Consider the following 15,605-nt stretch of genomic DNA (forward strand, 5'->3'; position numbering starts at 1 on the left):
AGACAAGTCGGCGGCAAGCGTGCTCGGTGAAAGTACGAGGGCGCCCATCACTCATGCCCATGCTCATGCCCTGCTGACTTCTCAGAAGGTGGACTGACCGGACATGCCCACGTTATGCAAACCGTCGGTGAACGTGCCCGAGTACATCATCACGATGGAAGAAACCCTCGCCTTCGCCGAGGAAGCCCACCGAGGAAAGCCCCAACTCCCGCTCGCGCTTCGCCTCATCCGTAACACCGGAGTTCAGAAGCGGCACATCGTGCAGCCGATCGAGAAGACGCTTCAGCATCCCGGCCTTGAGGAACGCAACCTCATCTTCGAAGCCGAGGCGAAGAAGCGGTGCCCCGCCGTCATCGAGGAAGCCCTCGCCAACGCCGACCTCACGGCCTCCGACATCGACGCGATCATCTTCGTGTCCTGCACCGGATTCATGATGCCCTCGATGACCGCCTGGCTCATCAACAGCATGGGCTTTCGCACCGACACCCGGCAGATCCCCATCGCCCAGCTCGGCTGCGCCGCCGGCGGCGCCGCGATCAACCGGGCCCACGACTTCACCACCGCCTACCCCCAGGCGAACGTCCTGATCGTCTCCTGCGAACTGTGCTCGCTGTGCTACCAGCCCGAGGACGACAACATCGGATCGCTGCTCTCCGACGGCCTCTTCGGCGACGCCGTCGCCGCCGCCGTCGTCCGCGGACAGGGCGGCAACGGCATTCACCTCGAACGCAACGCCGCCTACCTCATCCCCCACACCGAGGACTGGATCTCCTACGCCGTCCGCTCCACCGGATTCCACTTCCAGCTCGACCGCCGCGTCCCCGGCACCATGGAACCCCTCGCCCCCGTCCTCACCGACCTCGCCACCAGCCACGGCTGGAACATCGGCGACCTCGACTTCTACATCATCCACGCCGGCGGCCCCCGCATCCTCGCCGACCTCTCCAAATACCTCGGCGTCGACCTCCACACCTTCCGCCACTCCACCGCCACCCTCACCGAATACGGCAACATCGCCAGCGCCGTCGTCCTCGACGCCGCCCGCCGCCTCTTCGAAGAAAACACCCTCACCACCGGCGCCACCGGAATCATCGCCGGATTCGGCCCCGGCATCACCGCCGAAATGGCCCTCGGAACCTGGAACACCCCCGTAACCGCAAACCCGACTTCCGCGTCCCGGTAAGGAAAACAGCCCCGATGACTCACCCTCACCCCTCCCCCGGCCGCATCCTCGAAATCGCCAGCGGCTACTGGGCCACCGGCCTCCTCGCCGTCGCCACCCAGAACTCCCTCTTCACCCACATCCACCACGGCCTCACCACCCCCGACGAACTCGCCGCCAAAACCGGCCTCGCACTTCGCGGGACACAGACCCTCCTCGACGGGCTCGTCGGACTCGGACTCCTGACGACCCAGGAAGGCGTCTACCGCAACACGCCCGAAGCCGATCACTACCTCGTCGAAGGCAAACCCACCGACATCAGCGGCTTCGCCCAGCTCAAACTCGGCGAAATGGACAAACTCGTCAGCCGCCTCGACGTCTTCACCACCGGCGGACCCGAACACCACCCCATGGTCGAAGTCGCCGACAATCCCCACTGGGAAAACGTCGTCACCGCCATCGCCGGCATCTCCGTCCCCGCCGCCCACACCGCATCAGACATCCTCGACATGACCAAGCGAGACAACCTCAACATCCTCGACATCGGCGGCGGATCCGGAATCTTCTCCCAGGTCTGGCTCCAGCAGAACCCCACCACCCACGTCACCCAACTCGACTGGGAACCCATCAACGCCATCGCCCGCCGACGCCTCGCCCAAAACCACCTCGACGACCGATTCACCACCCTCAACGGCGACTTCCACACCACCCCCCTCCCCACCCACACCTACGACATCGCCCTCTACTCCCACATCGCCCACCAGGAAAGCCCCGAAAACAACACCACCGTCTTCGCGAAAATCCGCGAAACACTCAAGCCCGGCGGCGCCCTCATCATCTGCGACTACACCGTCGACAACGACCGCAGCGGACCGTCCTTCCCCCTCCTCTTCGCCTCCGAAATGCTCGCCAAAAGCAACACCGGCGGCACCTGGACACAGAACGACTACACCACCTGGCTCACCAACGCCGGATACACCACCATCACCCACCACCCCACCGGCACCCCCGCCACCCTCACCATCGCCACGACCCAGTAACACAGCACGACACAAGCCCGGCCGACAGGGCGGTCGGCCGGGCAGTCTCCTTCGCGCAGCCGCCGGAGCTTCACCGGAGCACCCCCTGAGCACCTCCTGAGCACCGCCTGAGTGGCGCCTGAGTACCGCTCAACTTGCTTACGAGAAGCCGGAGTCGAGGTTGCGGCCGCTTGGGGGCTCAGGTTGGATCAAAGGCATGTCCTTACGTGCATCCCTGTTGTCCCTGCGTGTCACCGCCATCCTGCTCGCCGCCCTGATGCTCTTTCAGGCAGCGCTCGCCGGAGGATTCCTCGGTGGTCACTACGACATGCTCGCCCTCCACGGAACAAGCGCACGCGTCCTGACCGTCACCGCCCTGCTGACCGCCATCGCCGCCTACTTCGTCCGCCGCGCCGGGGGTCCCAAGGCTCCGCTGACCTTCGCGGCCGTCCTGGTCGTCGCGTTCGTCGGGCAGATCGCCCTCGGCCTCGGTCGCGTGGTCTCCTTCCACGTCCTGTTCGGGGCCGTCCTCACCGCCGGCGTCGCCCTCCTCACCCACCGCGCCCTCACCACGCCCCTTCCCGCGCGAAGCCAGGCTCCCGACGTCACGACCGGCGGCGACATCCCCGCCCCGGCCGCCCCGCCCGCCCCCGCCCCCGCCCCCGCCTCCGCGCCCGCCCCCGTCGACCGGGAGCCGGCCCGATGAAGCGCCGCACCCTCCTCACCGCGAGCGGCGCGCTGCTCGGCACCGGTGCCCTGGCCGCGGCCGGCTGGCCCCTGCTGAGCGCGTACGCCCGTGAAGGGCACCCCGGCCTGCTCCTGCGCAGCCGTACGGCGCTCCCGCCCGTCTACGCCACCGCGCTGCCGATTCCGCAGGTCCTCAAGCCGGTCGCCTCCACCGGTACCACCGACACCTACGAGATCACCGCGCAGCACGCCGAGCTCGGCATCCTGCCCGGGCTCAAGACCCCGGCCTGGACCTACGGCGGCACCTTCCCCGGGCCCACCATCGTGTCCCGGTCAGGCCGCCGTACCGTCGTGCGCCACCGCAACGAGCTCGACCTCCCCACCGTCGTCCACCTCCACGGCGGGCACACCCCGGCGGCGAGCGACGGCTATCCGACCTCGCTGATCCTTCCCGCGAACGGCTCCTACTCCGCCCACGACGTCCATCAGGAGATGGCGGAGATGGCCGCGATGCACTCCGGTGCCTCCAGCTCCCCCAGCTCCGGCGGCGGTCATGGAGCCATGGACCTCACCGAGGGCAGCCGTACCTACACCTATCCCTTCGACCAGCGCGCCGCGACGCTCTGGTACCACGACCACCGCATGGGCCACACCGGTGCCGCCGTGTGGAAGGGACTCGCCGGGTTCCACATCGTCCACGACGACGAGGAAGAGCGACTCCCGCTGCCCAAGGGCGACCGTGACATCCCCCTCATGATCACCGACCGCTCATTCAACGAGGACGGCACCTTCCAGTACCCGGCCGTCGACCCGCGCCACCGCACCCCCGGCGTCACCACGCCCTACATGAACGGCGTCCTCGGCGACGTCGTCCTGGTCAACGGCGCCCCCTGGCCCGTCCACCAGACCCAGCGCCTCCGCTACCGCCTGCGCATTCTCAACGCCTCCAACGCCCGCCCCTACCGTCTCCGCCTCGACCCGCCGCCGCCGGGCGGCCAGCCCTTCGTCCAGATCGGCAGTGACGGCGGGCTCCTCGAAGCGCCCGTCGCCCACGACACCCTGGACGTCGCCCCCGCCGAGCGCTACGACGTCGTCGTCGACTTCTCCCGCTACGCCCCGGGCACCAAGGTCCACCTGCGCAACCAGCTCGCGGACGGCTCCACGAGTCACGTCATGCGGTTCGACATCGGCTCCGGCGCTCCGCGTGATGACACCCGCGTCCCCGCCAAGCTCTCCACGATCCCCCGTCTCGACCCGTCCAAGGCCGTGACGACCCGCGACTTCCACCTCACCGGCAACGACTCCGGCTGGACCATCAACGGCCTGCCGTACGTGCCGGGTTACGACTTCGCCCAACCCACCCTGGGTGCCACCGAGATCTGGCGCTTCACCACCAACTTCCACCACCCCCTCCACATCCACCTCGACCCCTTCCAGATCCTCACCCGCAACAACCAGCCGCCCGGCTCGCACGATCACGGCCTGAAGGACACGATCAACATCCGTCCGGCCCAGACCGTCGAGGTCGCCATCCGCTTCACCGACTACGCCGGGACCTACATGCTCCACTGCCACAACCTCGAACACGAGGACATGGCCATGATGGGGGACTTCAGCACGCGGTAGCCCGACCCGGTGGGGACGACGGCGTAAAGTACGGGACGGCGCGGCGTGATCACCCTGGAGAAGCCGTGCCCACCGCCAGCCCCGAGCTCGCCACCGTCCCCGCCGACACCGGCGAAGTGACCCTGCTGATAGCCCGCCGGGTCGAGCCCGGCCACGAAGCCGCGTTCGAGGCCTGGGCGCACGGCATCCTCGGCAGCGCCGCCGCCTTCCCCGGGCACCTCGGGTACGGCTTCTTCCGCTCCTCCGGCGGCGACGCGCCCTGGTTCCTCGTCCACCGCTTCCGGGACGCGGCGGCCTGCCAGGCGTGGCAGGAATCGCCGGAGCGGGCGGCCTGGTTCGCCGACTGCCACGGGCACCACCACATCGAGATCGCCCGCCGCACCCTGACCGGCATGGAGACCTGGTTCGCCAAGCCCGGATCCACGCGGCCCGCCCCGCCCCGCTGGAAGATGGCGATCAGCGCGACCCTCGCGATCTACCCCATCACGCTCGTCGCCGGTTACGTCCTCACGCCCCATCTCACCGCCCTCCCGCTCCCCCTCGGCACGGCGGTGACCGCGGCCGTCTTCAACCTCCTCATGACCTACATCGCCATGCCCACCGTCAGCAGACTCCTCCGCAACTGGCTGACCCCGTAAGGGCATTCCCGGGTTTCCCGCAGGAAGGTGGTCACACCCACGTGTAGTTGTCGTCCGTGACCGCTCCGAGGGCGGCATCGGTGACGCCGGCGCGGGGGTCGGGAAGGGCGGAGAGGGCCGCGCCGATGGGCGGGAAGATCAGCAGGTTCCCCGTCCTGCGGTATTCCGGCCCGCCCGTGCGGCCGTGACGTGCCGGGCCGGCCCCCAAGGCCACGCGGGCGCGATGGCTTGTTCTGCCGATTCCTGCCTGTGGTTCTGCCTGGAGTCGGGGAAGGCCCGCTGCTTGGCTGGTCTCCGCGGGCGGGAACCCGGCGTTCCGCCGAGGCGCCCGTGGCAGTCCCCGGAGTCACTTCCCTGAGCGGAGAGAAATTGAGCGTGGTGTTCACGACCGCCTCCGTGCCCGACCGGAACAAGGTCGCGTTCTGGAACGACGCGGTGAGCAGGACGCTGGTGCCGATGGAGGTCGCCCCTCGGAGCGACGGGCCGTTCGACGGCCGGATCTCCGCCGACCGTCTCGGGTATCTCCAGGTGTCCAGCATGGAGGCCGACGCCAAGCGGGTCAGTCGTACGCCGGCGCTCATCGCCCGGTCGTCCGAGGCGTTGGTGGCGGTCGGTGTCCAGGTGGCCGGCACGGCCACGTTCGTCCAGGACGGCAGGCGGGCCGAGGTGGGTGAGGGCGACCTGGTGGTGTACGACACGACCCGCCCGTACTCCTTCGACTATCCGCGGCGGTTCGCCACCCATGTCTTTCAGCTTCCGCGCCGCACCTTGGGCGTGCCGGACGGCGACATACGGCAGGTAACCGGCAGCGCCATCGGTACCGGGGACGGCTTCGGCGCGATGCTGCTCCCGTTCCTGGCCACCCTGGCCTCCTCCCCCGCCGACGGCTACCCGCCCCCGGTCGCCGACCGGCTGGCCGGCAACGTGGTCGAGCTGTTCGCGACGCTGATCGCCGAGCGGGCCCATCCGGGCGGCGCGGACGCGGACGCTCCGAGCCATCTGGTGCAGCGCGTCCGTGACCACATCAACCGGAACCTGGGCGACCCGGACCTGTCGCCGGAGCGCATCGCCCGGGCGCAGGGGATCTCGGTCCGGTACCTGCACCGCCTCTTCGAGGGCGAGGGGACCACGGTCGGCCAGCTCATCCGGCAGCGCCGTCTGGAGGAGTGCGGGCGCGAGCTGGCCCGCCGTGGCCGGACCGCCCCCACCGTGTCGGCCGTGGCCCAGAGGTGGGGCTTCGTCAGCCCGGCGCACTTCAGCCGGTCCTTCCGCGCCGCCTACGGTGTCTCTCCCCGTGAATGGCGTGACGTGCGTGCCGCCGCCCAGGGGTAGGACCTCGCGTCTGCCGGGGGCCCTGCGCCGTACCTCCCACTCGCTTCGGCCCGTCCCGGCAGGAGACCGTGCGTGACCGTTCCTCCGTCCCCTCGACCCTTCCTGGACGATCCCACTCGGGCTCTCCTGTCCCGGTACGCCTGTCCGTCGTCTCGTGACGGCCTGGACCCGGAGCAGGCCCGTCTCGGGCTCGCGATGCTCCAGGCCGACGCCGACGCTCGCGACGACGCCGACCTTCGCGACGAGGCCGACCCTCGCGACGACGCCGTCTCCACGGAGTGGTTCGCCCTGCCGGGCGGGCCGACCGGGCACGTACGGGTGCAGGTCGTCAGGCCGGCCGACAGCGTCGGCGAGGCTCCCGTCGTGCTGTTCCTGCACGGTCTCGGCTGGGTTCTCGGCGATGCCGGGACCCATCAGCGGCTGGTGCGCGCGTTCGCTCTCGGTACGGACGCCGCCGTGGTCTTCGTCGAGTACGAGCGCGCCCCCGAGGCGCGGTACCCGGTCGCCGTCGAGCAGTGCTACGCCGTCGCCCGGTGGGTCTGCGAGCGGGGCGGCGAGATCGGCCTGGACGGGAGCCGGATGGCCGTCGTGGGCGACTCGGCGGGCGGCAACCTGGTCGCGGCGCTGACTCTGCTCGCCAAGGAGCGCGGCGGGGTGCGGCTGCTCCAGCAGGTGCTGATCTGCCCGGTCACCGACGCCGCCTTCGACACTCCCTCGTACCGGGAGTTCGCCGACGGGTACCTCCTCGGCCGCGAGACCATGCGCTGGTTCTGGGACCAGTACCTGCCCGACGTACGGCAGCGGAGCCAGGCCACCGCTTCCCCGCTGAGGGCGTCCCTGGAGCAGCTCGCCGGGCTGCCCCCGGCGCTCGTCGTCACCAGCGAGGCCGACGTGGTGCGCGACGAGGGCGAGGCGTACGCGGCGAAGCTCCGCGCGGCCGGGGTGGCGGTGGTGTCCGTGCGCTACCAGGGGACGATCCACGGTTTCATGGTGCTCGACCGGCTCCGCGACACGGCGTCCGCCCGTGCCGCCCTCGTGCAGGTCCTCGACACCGTGCACGTGGCCCTGCACCGGCATCGAGGGTGACCTGTCGGGGGCTTCTCATGCCGCGATCGTCTCCCCGGCGAGCGTGTCCAGGAGTTTCCGCGCGGCCTTGAGCTCCTTGTCGTCGGCCGCGTCTCCCAGGGCGAGGACCTGGCGCAGGACGTAGCGGGCCTCCTCGGTCTCGCCGAGTTCCACCAGGGCTTCGCCCAGATGCAGCAGCTGCTCGGCCTCTCGGTGGACGATGCCGATGCGGTTCGACTGGATCTGGGCGCTGCGCAGGTGGTCCGCGGCCTCCCGCCACCGCCCCAGCTCGGCGTAGTCGAGTCCGACCGCCTGCGTCGCGGTGGCGCGGAAGATGGCGGCCGTGTGCGCGCTGAGCGGGCAGTCGGGGGCGTCGAGGAAGGCGATGACGCGCCGGTGGAGGACGAGGGCCTCGCCTGCTCGGCCGAGCAGGCGCAGGGCGCTTCCGTACAGGCGCATCGCCTGGGGCCAGACTTCGTAGTGACCGGCGGCCTCCGCCAGCTCGATGGCGGCGAGGGACCGTTCGGCGAGCCTCGCGGCGTCGCCGAGCTGCCGGTAGCCGCTCGCCGCGTGCACCAGGGCCGAGACCTGCTGGTGGACGTCCTCGGCCCGGCGGGCGTGGGTCAGCGCCTCCTCCGCCTGCTCGATGGCCTCCTCGTAGCGTTGCTCGCAGGTGTTGAGGGCCCAGGAGTGGCAGTTGAGGTGGAACGCCCGCATGTACGGGTCGTCGAGCGCGGCGGCGGCCTCGGCCCCCAGGCGGAAGACCTCGGGCCAGTGCCCCCAGTGGGCCCACAGGTCGCAGACCCAGTCCATGGCATGGGTGGCCTGAACGACCTGGTCGTACTCGCCCCGGTGGACGGCCGCGCGCAGGGCGGCGAGCCAGGAGGGGGCCTCGCTCTGGAGCCAGGTACGGCCCTCCTCCGCGCTCTCCAGCGGGACCAGGCCCCGCCAGGAGGGCGGCGGCGCGCCGTACCCGGGCTTGTACCAGCGGCCGGCGACGGCGGAGGTCTCCAGGAGCCAGGTGCGCAGTCGGGCGTCCGCCGCTTCCCGGTCTCCGTCCTCCTCCGCGCGGGACAGCCGGTCGCGGCCGAACAGTCGCAGCAGGTCGTGGAGTTGGTAGCGTCCGGTGAAGGTGGCCTGGAGGAGTCCGGCCTCGACGAGCTCCTCCATGACGTCCTCCGCTTCGTAGACGCCGGTCGCGGTGAGAGCCGCGCCGTAGGCGGCGGTCATGTCCGGGCCCGGGACCAGGCTGAGGAGCCGCAGCATCCGCGCGGCCTCGCCGGTCAGTTGCCGGTAGGACAGTTCGAAGGCCGCCTCCACCCGTACGTCCCCGGCCGCGAGCGCGCCGAGCCGCCGCTCCTCGTCGGCCAGGCGCCGTACGAGGTGGGCGACGGTCCATCCGGAGCGGACCGTCAGCCAGTTGCCCGCGACCCGCAGGGCCAGGGGCAGCCGACCGCACAGCTCCGCCACGTGCGCCACGGCCTCGGCCTCCGCGTCGGCCCGCTCCTCGCCCAGGATGCGTCGCAGGAGTTCGACGGCCTCGTCCCGGGCCATCTCCGTCAGCGCGAGGCGGCCGACGTCCTCGAGTCCGGTCAGCGGGCGCCGGCTGGTGACCAGCACCAGACTCCGCCCTCCGGCGGGCAGCAGCGCACGGACCTGGCCCTCGTCGCGGGCGTTGTCGAGGACGACCAGACAGCGGCGGTCGCCAAGGAGCGCGCGCAGCAGCCCCGCGCGCCCCAGTGCGTCCTCCTGCGCCAGACGGCGGTCCGACACTCCCAGGGCCTTCAGCAGCTTCATCAGCGCCTCGTCGGTGTCGACGGGGCCGTCCACTCCGTGCAGGTCGACGACGAAGCACCCGTCGGGGAACTCCTCCGCGAGGTCCGCCGCCGCCTTCAGTGCCAGCGTGGTCTTCCCGCACCCGGGCGGGCCCGAGACGACCCACACCGACACCTCGCCGCCGCCTGTACGGGCTCGCAGGGCGGCGGCCCGGAGGACGGCCAGCTCCGGCTCGCGTCCTGTGAAGTCCCCCACCGATCGTGGTGGAACGACCGTTCCCGCCACCGCGACCGCGCGCGTGGGGCGTGCCGCCCGCACGGTGTGCAGCAGCGCCTCGCGCTCCTCGTCCGTGAGCCCGAGGCCTTCCGCCAGCGCCACGACCGTGCGCCGCTGCGGGACCAGGCTGCGGCCGCGCTCCATGTCGCCGATGGCCCGGACGCTGACGCCCGACGCCTCGGCCAGTTCCTCCATGGTCAGTCGGCCTCGCTGGCGCAGGCCGCGCAGCACGGTGCCGAAGGACTTGTTCTCGTACACGACTCTCCTTTCCGGCTCGGCCGGTCAGCCGGTGGTTTCCGTGGATTCCATGGCGTTCGTGGCTTCCGTGGCTTCCGTGGATTCCGTGGATTCCTGGGTGTCGGCGGGCATCGGCGCGAAGGCCGAGGTCGCCAGGGTCTGCCAGGCGCTGGGGCTCATGCCGTAGGCGCCGCGGAAGGTGCGGCTGAAGTGCGAGGGGCTGCTGAATCCCCAGCGGTGGGCCATCGCGGCCATGGTGGTTCTCCGGGTGGAGCGGGCCAGTTCGCACCGGCAGGCCTCGAGCCTGCGCTGCCGTACCCACTGGCTCACCGTGCTGCCGTCGTTCTGGAACAGCTTCTGGAGGTACCGGACGGAGATGTGGTGGGCGCGTGCGATGGACTCCGGCGAGAGGTCGGGGTCCGTCAGGTGTTCTTCGATGTGGGCGTGGACGCGGGCGAGCATCGCGTCGCCCGCCGGGGACCCCTCCTCCGCCGCACCCGTCGGTTCCGTCGAGGCCGCCGGGTCCGTTGCGAGGAGCTCCGACACCAGGACGGCCAGCAGGCGCACGGCCGTACGGGCACGCCGGTCCTCGTTGGGGGAACGGCGGGACTCGGCGTCGGCGGCGAGCGCGGTCAGGAAGTCGGACGCCAGTGCTCCGATGCCGTCACCGCCGCGTACGGGGACGCCGAGCAGCCGCTCCAGTTCAAGCTCGGGGACGCCCAGGTAGTGCCGGGGCACCCGGAAGAAGGTCATCCGGCCGTCCTCGCCGAAGCGGAGGTGGTGACGTCGGGCCGGGTCGCAGAAGACGAGGTCGTTCGGCTCCAGGAGGGTCCTGGCGCGCTGACGGCCGACGGTGACCGTCCCCCGGACGTGGACGCCGAGGTAGACGTGGTTCCCGTCATCGATGTCCGGCAGCTCGGCGAGCATCCGGACCAGCCATCCGGGGCGGGGGGAGGGCACGGTGGGGGCGGGTCCCTGGCGGGGACCCCGTTCGGGGGCCCGGGAGGACATCAGTGTGGGGGGCATGGTGGTTCCTAGCCGTGGGGGCGCGTACGGGCGGAGAGCGGTCTCAGACCCTGTTGACCGGTTCCTCGGCCCGTAACAACCTGACGGTCACGCGTGGTTCCTCTCTTGATCAGGTGACCCGCGGCTTTCCTCCTGCCACGGGCGGTTCTTGATCATTCTGAGGAAACGACGACATCGGCACATCGCATGAATCGTCCATTGCGCCGACACCCACAGGGGATACGAAGCGACTACTCTCCGCAGTCGCGCTGCCTGACCAGCCTGGTCAGCTCCGTGCGCGAGGTGACGTCCACCTTGGTGAAGGCACGGCGCAGGTGCGAACCCACCGTGTGCGGGGAGAGGGAGAGCCGCTCGGCCGTCTGCTGGTTCGTCAGGCCCTGCGCCACCAGTCGTACGACGCGGGTCTCCGCGGCCGTCAGCTCGGGCCACGCGGAGTCCGGTACGGCCGGTGAAGGGCGCTTGCGGACCCCGGCGGCCCGCAGGCGGCGGCGTACCCGTGCGACCTCCCGGTCGGCGCCCGCGCGCTCGTAGAGGGCGAGGGCCGTGTCCAAGTACGGCACCGCTTCGGACTTTCGGGTGGCGGCCAGCTTGCGTCCGGCGTCCTCCAGCGCCGACGCCCGGGCCAGTACCCGGGGGCTGTCCTCGTAGAGCCGGACGGCGCGTACGAGCGAGGCGAGGTCGTTGTCGAGGAGCCCGCGGGCGTGCGCGGCGGTGGCGGCGAGGAACGGGAAGCCTGGATTGAGCGCGGCACGCCGCTCGGCCTGGGCGACGGTCTGCGCGGCCCGGTCGAGGGCGCCCGCCCGCAGCGCCAGCCGGACGAGCACGGGTGCGTCGGCGGGGTCGACCAGGCCGGCGTACGCGGGGCGGGCCTCGGCGGGCGAGGTCATCACCGCGTCGAGTTCGGCCATGGCACGGTCGGGACGGCCTTCGACGTCGGCCGCCAGCGCCAGCATCCAGGAGCCGAAGTGCCGGACGACGGGGGCGTCGTCGGTCCGCATGCGCCGCGCCTCCGCCGCGTACGTCCGCAGGGTCTCCCGGTCGCCGGTGTGGAGGGCGACGCGCAGCATCACGTACCGGAGGGTGACGTCGGCGAGGTTGCCCGGGCCGGGGTCGTCGGGCGCGGTCGCCGCTGCGCAGTCGGCGCGGGCGTCCGCGAGCCGTCCGGCTTCCAGCAGGACGCGGGAACGGGTCATGCGCCACATGCGGGTGGCGGCCGTCCTGCCCTGTTCCCCGGTGATCCGAATGCCCTCGTCCGCGACGGCGAGGGCCTCGGCGCTGCGCCCGGTGGTGTTCGACAGGAGGGCGTGCCACAGGGCCTCGGGGACCCACAGGGAGGTGCTGACGCCCAGGGCGTCGGCCAGCGCGGCGGACCGCTCGGCCTGCCGGAACGCCTCGGTCAGGGCCATGCGGTGGAAGCTCACGGCCGAACGGACCGTCGTCAGGGTGGCCTCGGTGCCCCGGTCCCCCGTGGCCGCGGCGGTCTCCCACGCCTGAGCGGCGACCTGTTCGGCGACCGCGTGCTCGCCCGACATCGACAGGCCGACGGCGAGCATGGCGAGCAGCCGCCCGCGCACGGCGGCGGAGATCCCGGGGAGTGCCGCGCCGGCGCGGGCGTGGGTGACCGCTTCGGAGAAGTCGAAGGGTACGGCGAGGCGTGCCAGGGCGAGGCGTACCAGCGCCTCGCCCTCGGGTGCGAGGCCGTCGGCGGCCAGGGCGGCGGTGCCCAGCTCACGCGCCTGGGCGGCCCGGCCCGTCTGCCAGAGCAGCGGGATCGTCTCGGCGATGATCGCCGGACGTTCCGGGGCGGTCGCGCCGACGAGTTCCAGCGCCTGGAGGCTCCGTTCGGCGGCGGGTCCGGGCGCGGTGGGCGCGAGCTCCGCCGCTTCGGTGCGCAGCCGGTCGGCCTCCGCCGCGTCCGCGGGTGCCTCCGGCGGCAGCCCGGCGGACTGTCGGCGCAGGCACTGGCGCAGGGGCAGCGGCAGGGGGAGGCCGGCTTCCACCGCCTCGCGGATCAGGTCCTGGCGGAAGGCGAGGAGGTCGCCGGTCTCGGTGAGCAGTTCGGCGTCGAGGGATTCCCGTACGGCGGTGATGAGCCCCACCGGGGACCGGTCGAGCAGTTCGGCGAGGCCCGCGACGGTGACGGTGCCGCCGGCGACGGCCACGGCCCGCACCAGCTCCCGTGCTTCGTCGGACAGCTGGTCGAGTCGGCGTGCGACGGAGGGGAGTTGTCGTGGCGCGGGAGGTCCGGCGGGCAGCGTGGCCGTTCCGTCCTCGATCGTCACCGCCTCCTCGCGCAGGGGGGCCAGCAGCTCGATCAGCAGCTGGGGCACCCCCTCGGCACGGCGGGCGAGGTCCAGGACGTCGGGGCCGGGAGCGGCGCCGAGGACGTCCTCGGCGATCCGGGCGACCGCGCGGTCCTCCAGCGGTTCCATGACGAGCTCGCGTGCGCCCGCCTGCCGGATCCGGTCCAGCGCGGTGCGTACGCCCGAGGGGACGTGGCCGCCCCGCACGGCGACGAGCCACAGCACCCGGTGCGGGGAGAGCCCGGCCGCGAGGGTGTGGAAGGCGAGGAGGGTCAGGTCGTCGCACCACTGGAGGTCGTCGAGGACGACGAGCAGGGGTGTCCTCCCGGCCGCCTCCCGCAGACGGTCCCCCAGCTCCTGGAGCAGCCAGAACCGCTGGCCGGGCGCCGCGGCGAGCTCCCTGAGACGCGGGCCGGACGACAGCGGTTCGTCGCCGGAGAGTACGCCTTCCAGCAGCGGCCCGAGCGGTACGGACGGTTCGCCGGGGTCCGCAGCCCCCGCGAACACCCGGATGCCGCGTTGTCGCGCGGCGGCCGCTGCCTCGGTGAGGATCCTGGACCTGCCGATGCCGGCGGGGCCCTCGACCCGGACGATCCCGCCCTCGCCGCTGCCCAGCGCGGTGAGCCGCTCCTCGATGAACGCCAGTTCGGCGTCCCTGCCTCGGAGGGGCAGCGGGCTTGTCGTCACTCGGTTCACGCTCATACGGCACATCAGTATGAACCACGCGAACCGCCCGGATGCGGGCCGGTCTCAGTCGAAGCGCAGGTCGGCCAGTTGGCGTTCGAGGGCGGTGACGTCGTCCTCCGGCTCCTCCCGTGCCGGTCGCGCCGCCATGAGCGCGGCGAGCTCGGCGCCCGCGCGGCGGATGCGACCGGGCAGGCCGTCGGTGTACTCGTCGCCGCCCGAGCCCCAGTCCTCGGAGGCCGCGAACACGGCGGTGGGGACGGTGACGGCGCGGAGGTAGGCGAAGAGGGGGCGGACGGCGTGCTCCAGGACCAGGGAGTGGCGGGCCGTGCCGCCCGTCGCGGCGGTCAGGACCGGCTTCCCCGTGAGGGCGTCCGGGTCGATCACGTCGAAGAAGGACTTGAAGAGCCCGCTGTAGGAGGCCGCGAACACGGGCGTCACGACGATCAGACCGTCCGCCGCCGTCACCGCCTCGATCGCGGCGTTCAGTCGCGGCGGCGGGAACCCGGTCACGAGGTGGTTGGCGAGGTGGCCTGCCAGTTCGCGCAGCTCGACGACCTCCGTCGAGACGTCGCGCCCCAGGACGGCGAGTTCCTCGCGGGCCGACTCGGTGAGCCGGTCCGCGAGCAGGCGGGTGGAGGAGGGGGTGCTCAGCCCCGCGGAGACGACGATCAGCCTGGTGCTCATGCGGCGGACACCACCCCGGCGGCGCGGAGCGACGGGTGCGCGGGCGCTTCCGGCACATCGCCCGGACGGCCCTCGGCCAGCTCCTTGCGGAGCACTGGGACGACCTCCTCGCCGAGGATGTCGAGCTGTTCGAGCACGGTCTTCAGGGGCAGACCGGCGTGGTCCATCAGGAACAGCTGGCGCTGGTAGTCGCCGACGGTCTCCCGGAACGACAGGGTCCGCTCGATGACCTGCTGGGGCGAGCCCACGGTCAGCGGGGTCTGCTCGGTGAAGTCCTCCAGCGACGGGCCGTGGCCGTAGACCGGCGCGTTGTCGAAGTACGGGCGGAACTCCCGTACCGCGTCCTGGGAGTTCTTCCGCATGAAGACCTGGCCGCCGAGGCCGACGATCGCCTGCTCGGGGGTGCCGTGGCCGTGGTGCGCGTACCGACGCCGATAGAGCTGCACCATGCGCCTGGTGTGGTCGGCCGGCCAGAAGATGTTGTTGTGGAAGAAGCCGTCGCCGTAGAAGGCGGCCTGCTCCGCGATCTCGGGGGACCTGATGGAGCCGTGCCAGACGAACGGCGGAACGCCGTCCAGGGGCCGGGGTGTCGAGGTGAAGGCCTGGAGGGGCGTGCGGAACGTGCCCTCCCAGTCGACGACGTCCTCGCGCCACAGCCGGCGCAGCAGCGCGTAGTTCTCCTTGGCCAGGTTGATGCCCTGGCGGATGTCCTGCCCGAACCACGGGTACACGGGACCGGTGTTGCCGCGGCCCAGCATGAGGTCGACCCGGCCGTCGGCCAGGTGCTGGAGCGCCGCGTAGTCCTCGGCGATCTTCACCGGGTCGTTGGTGGTGATCAGCGTCGTGGACGTGGACAGGACCAGCCGCTCGGTACGGGCGGCGATGTAGCCGAGCAGGGTCGTCGGTGACGAGGGCACGAAGGGCGGGTTGTGGTGCTCGCCCGTCGCGAAGACGTCGAGCCCCACCTCCTCGGCCTTGAGCGCGATGGCGACCATCGCCTTGATCCGCTCGTGTTCGGTCGGGGTGCGGCCGGTGGTGGGATCGGGGGTCACGTCCCCGACGGTGAAGATGCCGAACTGCATGGGGT

Annotated in this window: 13 protein-coding genes; 7 read left to right on the top strand and 6 right to left on the bottom strand. The window is 71.7% G+C overall.

Annotated features, from left to right (window positions below):
* Positions 1-103: 103 nt before the first annotated feature.
* The 5 genes from ACFC0Z_RS08050 to ACFC0Z_RS08070 all read left to right on the top strand — a co-directional run bounded on the left by ACFC0Z_RS08050 (position 104) and on the right by ACFC0Z_RS08070 (position 5,132).
* A complete protein-coding gene (locus ACFC0Z_RS08050) occupies positions 104-1,183 on the top strand; it encodes a type III polyketide synthase (RefSeq protein ID WP_376434005.1) in 1,080 nt (359 codons plus the stop codon).
* A gap of 14 nt (positions 1,184-1,197) precedes the next feature.
* Positions 1,198-2,202 (top strand): class I SAM-dependent methyltransferase, encoded by a 1,005-nt coding sequence (locus ACFC0Z_RS08055; RefSeq protein ID WP_376434007.1) that lies wholly within the window; start codon positions 1,198-1,200, stop codon positions 2,200-2,202.
* A 196-nt stretch (positions 2,203-2,398) separates the two neighbouring features.
* Complete coding sequence (locus ACFC0Z_RS08060; RefSeq protein WP_376434009.1) at positions 2,399-2,887, top strand: hypothetical protein; 489 nt, start codon at positions 2,399-2,401, stop codon at positions 2,885-2,887.
* Entirely contained in the window at positions 2,884-4,494 is a 1,611-nt protein-coding gene (locus ACFC0Z_RS08065; protein WP_376434011.1) for a multicopper oxidase family protein, read from the top strand. The genes ACFC0Z_RS08060 and ACFC0Z_RS08065 overlap by 4 nt, the downstream gene beginning before the upstream one ends.
* A 65-nt stretch (positions 4,495-4,559) precedes the next feature.
* On the top strand, positions 4,560-5,132 hold the full coding sequence (locus tag ACFC0Z_RS08070; protein WP_376434013.1) for an antibiotic biosynthesis monooxygenase: 573 nt from the start codon (positions 4,560-4,562) through the stop codon (positions 5,130-5,132).
* A gap of 31 nt (positions 5,133-5,163) precedes the next feature.
* Here ACFC0Z_RS08070 and ACFC0Z_RS08075 read toward each other — a convergent pair whose 3' ends face one another.
* Positions 5,164-5,346, bottom strand: coding sequence for a hypothetical protein (locus ACFC0Z_RS08075; protein WP_376434015.1), 183 nt, complete (start codon positions 5,344-5,346; stop codon positions 5,164-5,166).
* A gap of 161 nt (positions 5,347-5,507) precedes the next feature.
* Here ACFC0Z_RS08075 and ACFC0Z_RS08080 point away from each other — a divergent pair, with 161 nt between their 5' ends.
* Positions 5,508-6,464: a helix-turn-helix domain-containing protein gene (locus ACFC0Z_RS08080; RefSeq protein WP_376434017.1), complete on the top strand. Its 957-nt coding sequence runs from the start codon at positions 5,508-5,510 to the stop codon at positions 6,462-6,464.
* 72 nt (positions 6,465-6,536) lie between these two features.
* Positions 6,537-7,550 (top strand): alpha/beta hydrolase, encoded by a 1,014-nt coding sequence (locus tag ACFC0Z_RS08085; protein ID WP_376434019.1) that lies wholly within the window; start codon positions 6,537-6,539, stop codon positions 7,548-7,550.
* 15 nt (positions 7,551-7,565) lie between these two features.
* On the opposite strand, the gene ACFC0Z_RS08090 is transcribed toward ACFC0Z_RS08085, so the two are convergent.
* The 5 genes from ACFC0Z_RS08090 to ACFC0Z_RS08110 all read right to left on the bottom strand — a co-directional run bounded on the left by ACFC0Z_RS08090 (position 7,566) and on the right by ACFC0Z_RS08110 (position 15,600).
* The gene (locus tag ACFC0Z_RS08090; protein ID WP_376434021.1) at positions 7,566-9,839 is read right to left on the bottom strand and encodes an NB-ARC domain-containing protein; all 2,274 of its coding nucleotides are present in this window, start codon (positions 9,837-9,839) and stop codon (positions 7,566-7,568) included.
* Between the two features lie 24 nt (positions 9,840-9,863).
* Entirely contained in the window at positions 9,864-10,844 is a 981-nt protein-coding gene (locus ACFC0Z_RS08095) for a helix-turn-helix domain-containing protein (protein ID WP_376434023.1), read from the bottom strand.
* Positions 10,845-11,074: 230 nt separating this feature from the next.
* Positions 11,075-13,849, bottom strand: a complete 2,775-nt coding sequence (locus tag ACFC0Z_RS08100) for an AAA family ATPase (RefSeq protein ID WP_376434025.1) — start codon at positions 13,847-13,849, stop codon at positions 11,075-11,077.
* A gap of 48 nt (positions 13,850-13,897) precedes the next feature.
* Positions 13,898-14,518 carry an FMN reductase gene (locus ACFC0Z_RS08105; RefSeq protein WP_376434027.1) on the bottom strand — a complete coding sequence of 207 codons (621 nt, stop codon included), beginning with the start codon at positions 14,516-14,518 and terminating at the stop codon, positions 13,898-13,900.
* Positions 14,515-15,600, bottom strand: coding sequence for an LLM class flavin-dependent oxidoreductase (locus tag ACFC0Z_RS08110; protein ID WP_376434028.1), 1,086 nt, complete (start codon positions 15,598-15,600; stop codon positions 14,515-14,517). The genes ACFC0Z_RS08105 and ACFC0Z_RS08110 overlap by 4 nt, the downstream gene beginning before the upstream one ends.
* Positions 15,601-15,605: the final 5 nt, after the last annotated feature.

The sequence above is a fragment of the Streptomyces sp. NPDC056144 genome (genome assembly GCF_042264145.1).
Lineage (GTDB): Bacteria > Actinomycetota > Actinomycetes > Streptomycetales > Streptomycetaceae > Streptomyces.